The sequence below is a fragment of the Treponema primitia genome, assembly GCF_046533075.1.
Taxonomy (GTDB): Bacteria; Spirochaetota; Spirochaetia; order Treponematales; family Breznakiellaceae; genus Termitinema; species Termitinema primitia_B.
In genome coordinates, this window is sequence record NZ_JAJQRB010000008.1 from 23248 (window position 1) to 35663 (window position 12416).

Sequence of the window (12416 nt, forward strand, 5' to 3'; positions counted from 1 at the left end):
CCTAAAATGGGTATTCAAGGGAAAATTAAGATCGAATCGAAGAAAGTCAGCTTAACCTTTGCGCTCAGACCTCAAAAGGGAAAGAATAAAAATGGGCCTAAACAACCCGATAGTTTTACCGCCCTTAAGGATGTGGATCTGGAAGTACGGGATGGTGAGTTTTTGGTCCTGGTAGGCCCCAGCGGCTGTGGAAAGACTACTTTTCTGCACCTAGTCGGCGGTTTGGAGACAGCTACCGGTGGGTCTATTTATATTGATGGAAACCTTGTTACCGGACCGGGGCTTGATCGTGGCATAGTTTTCCAGCAATATGCCCTGCTTCCCTGGAAAACTGCCCTAGGAAATGTGGAATTCGGCTTAGAGGTTAAAAAAGTTCCAAAAAAACATTGGACTTCCATTGCAAGGCAATATCTCCATCTGGTAGGACTTGACGGTTTTGAAGAGCATTATCCGCATGAGCTTTCCGGCGGTATGCGCCAGCGGGTGGCCATAGCCCGGAGTTTGGCCTATGACCCGGACGTCCTCCTTATGGACGAGCCCTTCGCTGCCTTGGATGCCCAGACCCGGGAAACTCTGCAGGATGAACTATTACGCATCTGGGAAGAGACGGGGAAAACTATCGTATTTATAACCCATTCTATTGATGAAGCGGTTTATCTGGGCCAACGGGTAGCGGTAATGACCTCAAAACCGGGCAGGATTAAGCAGGTAATAGATATACCCCTTCCTTCTTCCCGGCAAAATATTGACGATTTGCGTTCAGACCCGGAATATGTTCGGATTCGGCATACCATTTGGGAACTTTTACGCGAAGAGGTTAAGAAAGCCCAACGTGAAGGGATTCCACAAAGGTTTGAAGAGAATATTACCAAAACTGAAACTGTAGATGGGAAATTAAAAAAGGTGGTTTAGGATGAGCGAAGCGATATTAGATGCCGCACCGAGTGTAGCTACTATAGAAGATAAGACACAAACCAAAAAATATGAGGAATTTATTCTCTTAACTATCGGAAAACGTCTGTTTGTGATCCTGCTGGTTGTGGTAGCTTGGGAAACGGCGCCTCGTTTGGGGTTGGTAGACCGTACTTTTCTACCGCCGCTTTCCATTATTTTGGCGGAATTTTTAAAAATGATAAAATCGGGAGCGCTTATAAAGCATGTGTCTATTAGCCTTTTTCGGTCCTTTACGGGTTTTGTTATAGCCATTATTATTGGAATTCCTCTGGGTTTGATTGTTGGTTGGTATAAAACCGCTAGAGAAGTACTTAGTTTACCCATTGATGTATTAAGGAATACTTCGCCCTTGGCAATGTTGCCTGTATTTATACTCTTTTTGGGTATCGGGGAAACTTCAAAACTTACCATAGTAGCCTTTGCTTGTTTATGGCCGACTCTTCTTAATACAATTAGTGGTATAAAAAATGTGGACCCTCTGCTTATCATGTTGGCAAGATCAATGGGACTTAACAATGCGCAAATGTTTCGAAAGATAATTGTACCAGCAGCTATTCCATCAATATGTACTGGATTGCGGCTTTCTGCGGCATCGTCTGTTCTTGTAATTATTTCTGCCGAGATGATAGGCGCCAAATCCGGATTGGGGTATCTAATTATCAATGCCCAATATAGTTTTCTATTACCAAGAATGTATGTCGGTATTATTACAACTATGATATTGGGTGTTTTAATAAATTATTTAATTGTTGGATTGGAAAATAAATTTACTTCTTGGAAACCAAAAAGTAACAGTTCCAAATAATAAAAATTATGGAGATTAAAATGAAAAAACAAAATGTATTAGTTTTATTGAGTGTAATATCTTTTTTATGCATTTTTGGATGCGAAAAAAATAAGAAAACCAACATTAGCAATGAAGACACGGAAACCGGAAAATACGAAACGCTTGAAATACGACACCAGGGTTGGGCCAATATAGTAACCCAGTTCGAATTAGCTGAGGACTTGGGATATATTACGCCATTAAAATTAAAATGGGTTGGAAATACCATTAGTGGTCCTCAGGATATACAGACTACCCAGACAAATGAAACGGAAATAGGCAATGCCTTTACAACTGCTATTATTAATTTGCAAGCTGCTAATGGATCATTGATTGGCGTTATCGGATATGGTGGCAGTGATGTAAATAAAACATCAAGTCTTATAGTGTTGGATAATAGTCCGATAAAATCGGCCAAAGATCTTATTGGTAAAACAGTAGCAGTTAATACCCTCGCGGCAGCGTCAGAAACTTATGTTAGATCGTATCTTGTTAGTGAAGGACTAACTCCAGATGAAATTGAGAAGGTAGAGCTTATTATAATACCTCCGGTAAGTATGGAACAAACTTTAAGATCAAAACAAGTAGATTCCGCAATGATGAGTGGGATTTATAAAGACAAAGTTCTTGAATCAGGCGGTGTACGACTTGTGTTTTCTGATATTGATATTTTTGGAGATTTTACCAGTTCTCTTTGGACCATGAGAAAAAGTTTTATTGAGCAAAATCCCAATACGACCAGAAGGCTGGTAGAGGGAATGGCGAAAGCAATTGAATGGTCTAAGAATTCACCTGTAGAAGAAGTAAGAGAACGAATGAAAGATATAATACGGCGGAGAAATCGCGATGAAGATGAGAAAATAATAGATTATTGGCAAACATACGGCCTTGCAAGTAAGGGAGGGCTTATTTTTGATAAAGATATAGAAATATGGATAGACTGGTTGATAAAGAAGGGTGATTTAAATGAAGGCCAAATTAAACCTTCGGATATATATACCAATGAATTTAACCCATATAAGGATGAATTGTAGAACTAAAAGGAGAAAAAAATGAGAAGAGAGAATTTGAAGCTACAAAAAATAATCGGTTTATTGCTAGTTTTGTTTATATTAAATGCCATGGGATGCAAAGGGAGTAAGAGCTCCGCTGTCGCATCTGTTAATAATTCAGAGCAAGGACAATATGAGACCATTGAAATTAGGTATCAAGGAACCATAAACGAGGTTAGGCCTTTTGAACTAGCTGAAGATCTCGGATACTTGGCACCTTTGAAACTTAAATGGATTGGAAATATGATTAGTGGCCCTCAGGATATACAAACTACCCAAACAAATGAAACGGATGTTGGTATTGCTTTTATGTCAGCTGTTATCAATCTTAAAGCCGCTAATGGAACATTGATAGGTGTTATTGGTGCAACAGGGAGTGACCGGCAGAGAAGTTCCAGTTTGGTAGTTTTGGATAACAGCCCTATAATATCCGGAAAAGATCTTATAGGTAAAACAATAGGTGTTAATACACTAGCTGCCGCATCGGAGGTGTATATCAAAAATTATCTTGTTAAAGAAGGTCTTGTTCCTGAAGAAATAGAAAAAGTTGAACTTGTTATTATACCTCCTGTAAGCATGGAGCAGGCATTGCGTTCAAAACAGATTCATGGAGTCCAAATGAGCGGTTTGGTGAAAGACAAAGCTCTTGAATCAGGCGGGTTACGGATTATATTTTCTGATGTAGATCTTTTTGGAGATAATACCAATAACGTTTATGTTATTAGAAAAAGTTTTGCCGATCAAAACTCGAATACAGTTAGAAAATTTGTTGAGGCCACTGCAAAAGCCGTTGAATGGTCAAAAACAACACCGATAGAAGAAGTTCGGGAAAGAATGAAGAGTATTATAAAAAAGAGAGATCGTGATGAAGATCTAAATGTAACGAATTATTTTAAAAGTTATGGCCTTCAATCAAAGGGTGGACTTTTATATGATAGAGATTTACAAGTATGGATAGATTGGCTGGTAAAGCAGGGTGATTTAAAAGAAGGTCAAATTAAACCTTCGGATATATATACCAATGAATTTAATCCATATAACGATCAGAAATAATTTGATTTTAAGGGAGAAAAAAATGCCACAAAATAATACTACCAAAGTTGTAGATCAATTTAATGAAAACGTAGAAGGAATAAATGATGTAAAATTCCTGATAGAAAAATATTCGGATGTTTCACCTTTTGTAATTCTTAAAACTGATGTTCAAAGGCGAGGTGTCCATTATACAGAAAGCGCTTTGAGTCAGCTGGACCCTGAGGTGCATCAAACCAGGAATACTTCACAAATATTTGGCGCCAGAGATAAGAATTTACAGGTTGGTTTGATTCCCTCTTCTCTTCTGCTTCGGGACGGAACTTCAATTTGTGTGGATGCTGCTTCCCCTGATTCCAATCCATATTATGTGGAATATATTGATGGGAAAATAGTACTTACTGATAAAGGTGAAGTTTTCGAGGAAGTAGAATATTGGGAAAAACCGGCTTTTTTTGATAAAAAAACAAGTTCCGGAAAGCAAATGTCAAAAATTGTTAATGCCCGGCCACAGCGACTTAGTTTGGCCCCCTATGGCTATTGTCATTTTTGGGATAATGGAAACGGCTGCCGTTATTGTGATGTTTTTACCCAGACCAAAGCGCGCAAGTCGGCGGAAAAGGATAATTTTAGTATTAAAACAGACCCCCGAGATATTTCTGAAACCTATAAGGAAGCCCTGAAGGAAGAAGGGCGATATACTACCACTTGTCTTACTTCCGGTTCACAGACCCATGGGGCAGAGCCTTTTGATGATGAAGTTGATTATTATATAGAGGTAATTCAGGCGATAGGAGAGAATTTTACTACAAAAAAATTTCCTATTCAACTTATTGGCACTGCTTATAATGAAAAGCAACTTAGGCGTTTATATGAAGAAACCGGCTTATCGGGATATACCTCGGATATAGAAGTTCTGGACCCTGAATTATTTAAATGGATATGCCCTGGTAAATCCGAATGGATTGGTTTTAATAATTGGAAACAACGGCTTTATACTGCTGTTGATATTTTTGGCCGCGGTAATGTAAATAGTGGTATCGTTGGCGGTGTTGAGCTGGCCCAACCCAATGGTTTTAAAAACGAAGATGAAGCTTTGAAGCATACATTGGAAGGAGTCGAAGAACTTGCTCAACATGGAGTAACGGTTGTTAATACCGTATGGATTCCCCGGCAAGGTTCATATTTTGAGCATCTCAAGATACCTTCCCTTGATTATTATGTCCGTCTCGCCAAGGGGATCTATGATATTACTGAGAAATATGACCTAACAAATGATACCGATGATTTCCGCCGGTGCGGGAACCATCCCAATTCAGATTTGCTTAGATTGCATAAATAAAAAAGGAGATTTTGTATGTCGATTAAATTGGATAATGAAATTACGCAATTATTAGAAAGTAATAATACGGTAAAGGCGTTGGCTACCATTGGTGGACATGGCGAACCTTATGTTATCATCAGCGATCTTATTTATCCTTATGAAGATGGGAAAATAATATTTCTTGAACTTCTCGAATCTTCAAATACTAACAACAATCTGGTGCGTAGTATATGGTTTGATAAGGAAATCTCCCTCGGCATCAAAGCTGGGAATGGCCGCAGCCATCAAATTCGGGGACGGATTGTAAAATCTGTTATCGCTGGTAAAGTTTTTCAGAAATACTATAAAAGCGTTCGGGAAAAATTGGGGGATGTGGACCTTTCAGCAGTATGGGTAATTGAACCTCAGGAAATATCCAACGAGACTTTTGAAGATCGAAAAAAGTATGAGGAAACTTATCATCCGTTTTTTAAACATTTGGATAGGATCGCTAAAAAACAATAATTAGCATAAGTAAGAACGATTCTAATGTTTTTTTAACAAAAACTGATTTTATATAAAGGATGGAATGTATGAATCTTTCGTCAGTGATTCCGAAAAAACTACTTTCGGAAATAAAGGAAACTATTACCATAGGCGTGGATATAGGGTCCAGAGCCAGCAAGGCGGTATTACTAACTGGAGATTCCCTCCATACAGGTATCACCGCTACTTCGGTGAATATGCAGCAAACCGCAGAATACTTGATAAAAAAACTTTTAAGAGAAACCTCAACGGACTTTTCAAAGGTTTCATTTATCGTTGGTACTGGATATGGGCGTATTTCCATAAAATTTGAAGATACCCCTACCAAAGTGGTTACGGAAATTTCCTGTCATGGTATGGGCGCTCATTATCTTAATGCCGGGACTGAAACAATAATAGATATTGGCGGTCAGGATTCCAAAGCCATCAAAATCGATCCTGAAACGGGGAAAGTGGTGGAATTCATCATGAATGATAAATGTGCTGCGGGAACCGGCCGATTTCTTGAACGGGTCGCGGAGCTTCTGGAAATTCCTTTGGAAGAAGCGGGGGAATTGAGTCTTAAAGCCAAGGGTGAATTGGAAATATCCAGCCAATGTGTGGTTTTTGCTGAATCGGAAATTATTACCTTAAAAGCCCGGGGTGAACCCAAAGAAAATATTCTTAATGCGGTAAATCTGGCATCCGCACGTCGAGTGCGAAATCTGGTCAATAGGATTGGGTTTAAATCGGAATTAATTTTTTCCGGAGGTGTTTCAAAGAACCCTGGCATGAGGGCAGCTCTTGAAAAAGTAGTGGAACATCAATTTGCGGAGACTAAACTGGATATGATCTATAATGGAGCTCTCGGGGCTGCTATTATCGCCCAGCGGTATGCCTTCGGCGATGAACAGTAAATCTTTTTAAGATGAGATTTAGAATATATATATTTTATAGGAGTGCATAAAAATGAAAAAGATTGTTGGTAATGGAAAAATTTGTATTGTACTATTAAGTGTCATTCTTTTTATGGGATTTTTAGGGTGTAATAAAAATTCCGATCGCCCAATAAGTACGGAACCGGGGGCCTATGAAGTACTTGAAATAAGATATCAGGGATATACCGATGAAGTAAGGCCCCATGAACTAGCTGAAGACTTGGGATACTTGGAACCATTGAAGTTAAAATGGATAGGAAATGTCCAAGGCGGTCCCCAGGATTTGCAAATGACTCAAACCAATGAGGTTGATATAGGCGGCGCTTTTATGACTGCGGTAATCAATCTAAAGGCAGCCAATGGAACACTGATAGGGGTTATAGGTTCCTTGGGGAGCGATGCTACTAGAAGCAGCAGCCTTGTAGTCTTGGAAGACAGTCCCATAAGGTCTCCTCGGGATTTTATAGGAAAAACCTTTGGCGTTAATACCCTTGCCGCCGCATCGGAAGCCTATATAAAAAACTACCTTGTCAAAGGAGGTCTTACTCCTGCCGAAATTGATAAGGTTGAACTTGTTGTTATACCTCCAGTAAGTATGGCTCAGGCATTGCGATCAAAACAAATTGACGGAGCGCAAATAAGTGGAATAATTAAAGATAAGTCTCTAGAATCGGGAGGACTGCGGATTGTATTTTCTGATATAGATATTTTTGGTGATAATACCAATAATCTTTATGCCGTCAGAAAGGAATTCGCTGAACAAAATCCAAATTCTACCAGAAAACTTGTAGAGGCAATGGCAAAGGCGATTGAATGGTCCAAGGAAACACCCATAGAAGAAGTAAGAGCCAGGATGAAAGATATAATTAAAAAAAGAAACCGCGATGAAGAGGTGACTACCGTAGATTACTTTAAAGGGTTTGGCCTTGCAAGCAAGGGTGGGCTTGTATATGACAAAGATTTACAGATATGGATTGATTGGTTGGTGAGTCAAGATGATCTAAAAGAAGGGCAGCTGAAACCTACTGATATTTATACTAATGAATTTAATCCTTATAACGATGTATTGAATAAATAGAAACTGTTGGGGCGATTTCAAAATTTGATATTTTAAAATCGCTTTAACTAGCTATATAAAAAATCGGGAGTATTATAATGTCAGAAAAGCATGCCAGAGAGGCAGATAACTTTTCAAATGCGGCTAAGTATGAAAGAGATGATGTAAAATTTCTGATAGAAAAATATCCTGATGTTTCGCCCTTTGTAATTCTTAAGATCGATGTTCAAAGGAGGGGTGTTCATTATACAGAAAGCGCTTTGAGTCAATTTGATCCCAAAGTACATCAGGCTAGTAATGCTTCTCGAATCTTTGGGATTAGGGATAAAAATATTCATGATAGTTTAATTCCATCATCGCTATTACTCAGGGATGGAACTTCAATTTGTGTTGATGCGGTTTCACCGGATTCCAATTCATATCTTGTAGAATATTTTGATGGAAAATTGGTTCTTACCGACAATGGAGAAATTTATGAAGAAGTAGAATATTGGGAAAAGCCGTCTTTTTTTGATAAGAAGACAAGTTCAGGAAAGCCGATGTATACAATCGCAAGCGCCCGTCCTCAGCGGCTTAGTTTGGCCCCCTATGGTTACTGTCATTTCTGGGACAACGGAAAAGGCTGCCTTTATTGTGATGTTTTTACCCAGGCAAAACTGCGAAAGGCTACAGACAAGGAGGGGTATAGTATTAAGCTAGATCCTCGGGATATATCAGAAACTTACCACGAAGCGCTTAAGGAAGAAGGTCGATTCACCACTACCAGTCTTACTTCTGGTTCCAATACCCATGGATTTGAACCATTTGATGCCGAGGTGGATTATTATATTGATGTCCTTAAAGCCATGGGAGAAAATTTTGCGATTAAAAAATTCCCTGTCCAGCTTACAGGAACGGCATACAACGAACGGCAATTACGGCGCCTTTATGAAGAAACCGGTTTAATGGGCTACACTTCTGATATAGAAGTTCTGGACCCTGAATTATTTAAATGGATATGTCCCGGAAAATCGGAATGGATTGGTTTTGATAACTGGAAAAAGCGGCTTTATATTGCGGTGGATATTTTTGGCCGAGGAAATGTAAACAGCGGCATTGTAGGTGGAGTTGAATTGGCCCAACCGAATGGTTTTAAAAGCGAAGACGAGGCTTTGAAACATACTCTGGCAGGGGTCGAAGAATTAGCTGAACATGGGGTTACGGTAGTAAATACCGTTTGGATTCCCCGACAAGGTTCATATTTTGAACATCTTAAAATACCTTCTCTTGACTATTATGTACGTCTTGCAAAAGGGATTTATGATATAACCGAAAAATATGATTTAACCAATGATACTGATGATTTTCGCCGATGCGGTAATCATCCGAACTCTGACTTGCTGCGGCTACATAAATAATATGGAGAAAATCGCCCAGGGGTGCTGGAAGGCGATAAAGAAAAACATAGAAAGAGGTATTTATGAAATTAACGGAAGTGATAGATCCCAAGCTGGTTGACCGTCTTGCGGATAACAAAAAATACAATATTATTGGCGTTGATATTGGATCCCGTACCAGTAAAGCCAGCTTATTAAGCGGGGATAATATATATACCGCTCTGATTGGGACAGGTTTTAATATGCAGGAAACCGCCGATGAATTGATAAAGGATTTGCTGGAACAAGCGGAATTTTCATTAAAGGATATTAATTACATAATTGGAACAGGCTATGGCCGGGTCTCATTAAAATTTGATCCCATTCCAAATAGTATACTTTCAGAAATTTCCTGTCATGGGCTTGGAGTCCATTACCTGGATGCGGATACTCGAACCATCATAGATATAGGCGGACAGGATTCCAAAGCCATAAAAATTGATGCCCATACAGGCAAAGTTATCAATTTTGTAATGAATGATAAATGCGCTGCCGGAACCGGTCGATTTTTGGAGAAGGTTGCAGCCATTCTTGATTTAACCACCGAAAAACTCGGAGAGGCGTCTCTAAAGGCAAAACGCCAGTTAAATATTAGCAGTACCTGTGTGGTTTTTGCTGAATCGGAAATCATTTCTCTGCGCGCGGCCGGTGAATCCCCGGAAGATATTGCCGCTGGTGTTCATTACGCTACTGCATCCCGAGTGTATACGCAGCTCAAGCGGGTTGACATGGAAACTGCTTTACGGTTTTCCGGAGGGGTTTCCAATAACGAAGGGATGATCCGCGCGTTTGAAGAATTAACCGGTGAGACTATCGTTAAAACCAGACTGGACGCCACCTACGCCGGATGTCTCGGCGCATCTATTTACGCCCTGGAAAGTATTTCCGCCGAGGATAAAAAAGAATCAATATTTATTTCAGGGGGAATTTCCAGACTTGACCTTTCGGATTTGGAAAATGCGATTCAGGAAGAACAGGCGACATTTATTGCAAAAGCGGATGATGAAAAAAGGGTAGGGTATTTGTGTTCCTATACCCCCCTGGAACTTTTTGAAGCTGCGGGCGTTAAACATGCCAGAATTTTCAAGGCCGGCAGTGCGGATGATATATCCCTGGGAGAAATATTAACCCAGAGTACTTTCTGCGATGTTATCAAGAGCTGCTTGGGTTCCTTTAAAAACAATAACCCATTTTACCTGGCAATTGATCGTATGTACGCTTTTTATACCTGCTCGGGAATTTTCAGGGCTGCCGAATCAATCGATACCAATTTTGTCAGAACCGATATTTTTCATTTACCCCGAAAACCGGATAGTGAAAACTGCCGGGAACAATTCCGATTGGAAATAGATCATTTTCGTAACAGCTTGGAGGAATTGACAGGACATCCTGTACTGGATGAAGATATCCGGAATAAAATTAAACTATATAATCAGGTTAAGCAAAGAATCAGAAAAATATCAGAACTGAGAAAAAAAAGCGATCCTCCTATACGGGGCGGCGAATTTTTGGAATTAATTAAAGGTTTTTATTATCTGAAACCTGAAAAATATATCCCCATTCTGGATAATCTCCATACTCGTCTTTCAAAACAACCTGATTCAGGAAATCGGAAAATACGGCTAATGATGCTTGGCGGAATAGTCAGTGATGGCGACAGGCGGCTCATAAAAATTATCGAAGAGGATATAGGCGCACGGGTAGTAGTAGAAGATCATTGCACAGGATTAAGTTCAGTCTATTATGATCATAGCGAAGAGGGAGATCCCCTTCTATCCTTATCTAACGGGTATCTGGACATGGCGCCTTGTGCGCGGATGACGCCGATTGAAAAGCGGGTCGAATTTAGCGCAAAACTGGCAGAGGATTATTATGTGGACGGTGTTATTTACGCCTATATGAAATTTTGCCCCTGCTACGGAATTATCAAAAGTAATTTTATTAATAAATTTCATGAATTGGATCTACCGGTCCTTGAACTTTCAATTGATTATTCAAAAAGTGATGAAGGTCAGTTAAAAACCAGGGTTGAAGCATTCGTTGAAGTGCTGTTGGAATTACAGAACGAAAGGAAGGGTGCATAATGTCTGAAGAATTCAGGTTTGAAACCCAGCGGGATTATATTAATTATAGTAAAAAAATGCATGGCTATTCAAAGGCTGTCAGCAAACTCTTGGACTTGGTGACCGGCTATATCCAGTGGGCGGAGGATCAGGCCCGATTAGGGAAACGAGTATCCTATACTGCCGGTTCTTGGGACGCCCCTCTTTTTTACGGGTGCAATACCATCCCGATAGCTTTTACCGAACTGGGCCGGCTCGGTTCCAGGCAGGCAATAACCCTGGCGGAAAACCAATTTCTAACGCCGAAAGAATCCTGTTCCATGGTTAATTCCATGCTGGGTGAATGGTATATGCGCAAGGATGGCCCGATAAAGAAGGTGCTCCTTACCACTGGTATTTGTGAAGCTATTGTCATGGCCGGTGAATTGATTAAGAAAGAGGGGTATAAACTCCATTTTATTGAAGATATTTTTCTTCCCAAATGGCTTTCCGAGGATGAGCAGGAGGAAAGAATACGGTTTTTTACCCGGGAATTACGGGACGCTGCAAAATTTCTTCTGGATGGAAAAGAGCCGGATGAAACAAAAATAAGTGAAGAAATTAAACGCCTTAACCGTATTATTGATAAGGTACATCATATTATTGATCTGCGGAGAGATAAGCCTCTGTATATCAAAAGCCTTCCAACTATGTACCTCCTCTGCGGTTTGGGGCATCTTTACGGCCGACCGGAAGTATTCGAAGATGTGGTGACTGAACTGGAAGAAGAACTCCTTCACGATAATCCGGAGTTTGATAATAATAAAAATGTTATTCCCGTGGTATGGGTCGGGGCCAGAGGGCAGGAGTTCGGAGTTTATCATGCGGTAGATATTTGCGGTGGAGCTATTGTAGGTTGGATAGCGGTAAACAATTATACCAGGAAGTATCCCGAGGATGTTCCACCCCTTGAATCCATCACCCGGTATCTTTTCGGCAATACCCAGTCCAGGAACCTTCCAATAATACACCGGAATCAAGCTATTGAACGGGAGGTACAGAAGGTTAACGCCAAGGGGGTAATCCTCTACGGATATGTTGGATGCGCCCTGCAGGGGGTTCAGACAGAATTACAACGAGCCTATCTGAAAGAAAGGGGAATTACCAGTCTGGGGATTGAAGGGACCTTTCAGGTGGGACAGCCTTCAGGGCAGCTCCTTACCCGGGTAAGCGCATTTATGGAGATGTTAGCATAAAAACGAATAATAAATT

General features: G+C 40.2%; 11 protein-coding genes. All 11 read left to right on the forward strand.

Features of this window, described 5'->3' with window-relative positions; translation table 11 throughout:
- Positions 1-6: 6 nt before the first annotated feature.
- The gene (locus LQZ19_RS01530) at positions 7-912 is read left to right on the forward strand and encodes an ABC transporter ATP-binding protein (RefSeq protein WP_411045869.1); all 906 of its coding nucleotides are present in this window, start codon (positions 7-9) and stop codon (positions 910-912) included.
- A 1-nt stretch (position 913) separates the two neighbouring features.
- The gene (locus tag LQZ19_RS01535) at positions 914-1759 is read left to right on the forward strand and encodes an ABC transporter permease (protein ID WP_411045870.1); all 846 of its coding nucleotides are present in this window, start codon (positions 914-916) and stop codon (positions 1757-1759) included.
- Positions 1760-1779: 20 nt separating this feature from the next.
- Positions 1780-2814, forward strand: a complete 1035-nt coding sequence (locus LQZ19_RS01540; protein ID WP_411045871.1) for an ABC transporter substrate-binding protein — start codon at positions 1780-1782, stop codon at positions 2812-2814.
- Between the two features lie 18 nt (positions 2815-2832).
- The gene (locus LQZ19_RS01545) at positions 2833-3885 is read left to right on the forward strand and encodes an ABC transporter substrate-binding protein (RefSeq protein ID WP_411045872.1); all 1053 of its coding nucleotides are present in this window, start codon (positions 2833-2835) and stop codon (positions 3883-3885) included.
- A 22-nt stretch (positions 3886-3907) separates the two neighbouring features.
- The gene (locus LQZ19_RS01550) at positions 3908-5206 is read left to right on the forward strand and encodes a radical SAM protein (protein ID WP_411045873.1); all 1299 of its coding nucleotides are present in this window, start codon (positions 3908-3910) and stop codon (positions 5204-5206) included.
- Between the two features lie 15 nt (positions 5207-5221).
- Positions 5222-5692 (forward strand): hypothetical protein, encoded by a 471-nt coding sequence (locus LQZ19_RS01555; protein WP_411045874.1) that lies wholly within the window; start codon positions 5222-5224, stop codon positions 5690-5692.
- 68 nt (positions 5693-5760) lie between these two features.
- Positions 5761-6609: an acyl-CoA dehydratase activase gene (locus tag LQZ19_RS01560; RefSeq protein WP_411045875.1), complete on the forward strand. Its 849-nt coding sequence runs from the start codon at positions 5761-5763 to the stop codon at positions 6607-6609.
- A gap of 52 nt (positions 6610-6661) precedes the next feature.
- Positions 6662-7708, forward strand: coding sequence for an ABC transporter substrate-binding protein (locus tag LQZ19_RS01565; protein WP_411045876.1), 1047 nt, complete (start codon positions 6662-6664; stop codon positions 7706-7708).
- Positions 7709-7785: 77 nt separating this feature from the next.
- Positions 7786-9084 carry a radical SAM protein gene (locus LQZ19_RS01570; RefSeq protein ID WP_411045877.1) on the forward strand — a complete coding sequence of 433 codons (1299 nt, stop codon included), beginning with the start codon at positions 7786-7788 and terminating at the stop codon, positions 9082-9084.
- 62 nt (positions 9085-9146) lie between these two features.
- Positions 9147-11186 carry a 2-hydroxyacyl-CoA dehydratase gene (locus LQZ19_RS01575; protein WP_411045878.1) on the forward strand — a complete coding sequence of 680 codons (2040 nt, stop codon included), beginning with the start codon at positions 9147-9149 and terminating at the stop codon, positions 11184-11186.
- Entirely contained in the window at positions 11186-12400 is a 1215-nt protein-coding gene (locus tag LQZ19_RS01580; protein ID WP_411045879.1) for a 2-hydroxyacyl-CoA dehydratase, read from the forward strand. The genes LQZ19_RS01575 and LQZ19_RS01580 overlap by 1 nt, the downstream gene beginning before the upstream one ends.
- Positions 12401-12416: the final 16 nt, after the last annotated feature.

What these genes read in the sequence shown, in the direction of transcription:
- LQZ19_RS01555 (WP_411045874.1), top strand. Translation starts at nt 5,222, where the DNA reads ATGTCGATTAAATTGGATAATGAAATTACGCAATTATTAGAAAGTAAT.
- LQZ19_RS01545 (WP_411045872.1), top strand. Translation starts at nt 2,833, where the DNA reads ATGAGAAGAGAGAATTTGAAGCTACAAAAAATAATCGGTTTATTGCTA.
- LQZ19_RS01530 (WP_411045869.1), top strand. Translation starts at nt 7, where the DNA reads ATGGGTATTCAAGGGAAAATTAAGATCGAATCGAAGAAAGTCAGCTTA.
- LQZ19_RS01565 (WP_411045876.1), top strand. Translation starts at nt 6,662, where the DNA reads ATGAAAAAGATTGTTGGTAATGGAAAAATTTGTATTGTACTATTAAGT.
- LQZ19_RS01580 (WP_411045879.1), top strand. Translation starts at nt 11,186, where the DNA reads ATGTCTGAAGAATTCAGGTTTGAAACCCAGCGGGATTATATTAATTAT.
- LQZ19_RS01535 (WP_411045870.1), top strand. Translation starts at nt 914, where the DNA reads ATGAGCGAAGCGATATTAGATGCCGCACCGAGTGTAGCTACTATAGAA.
- LQZ19_RS01570 (WP_411045877.1), top strand. Translation starts at nt 7,786, where the DNA reads ATGTCAGAAAAGCATGCCAGAGAGGCAGATAACTTTTCAAATGCGGCT.
- LQZ19_RS01560 (WP_411045875.1), top strand. Translation starts at nt 5,761, where the DNA reads ATGAATCTTTCGTCAGTGATTCCGAAAAAACTACTTTCGGAAATAAAG.
- LQZ19_RS01550 (WP_411045873.1), top strand. Translation starts at nt 3,908, where the DNA reads ATGCCACAAAATAATACTACCAAAGTTGTAGATCAATTTAATGAAAAC.
- LQZ19_RS01575 (WP_411045878.1), top strand. Translation starts at nt 9,147, where the DNA reads ATGAAATTAACGGAAGTGATAGATCCCAAGCTGGTTGACCGTCTTGCG.
- LQZ19_RS01540 (WP_411045871.1), top strand. Translation starts at nt 1,780, where the DNA reads ATGAAAAAACAAAATGTATTAGTTTTATTGAGTGTAATATCTTTTTTA.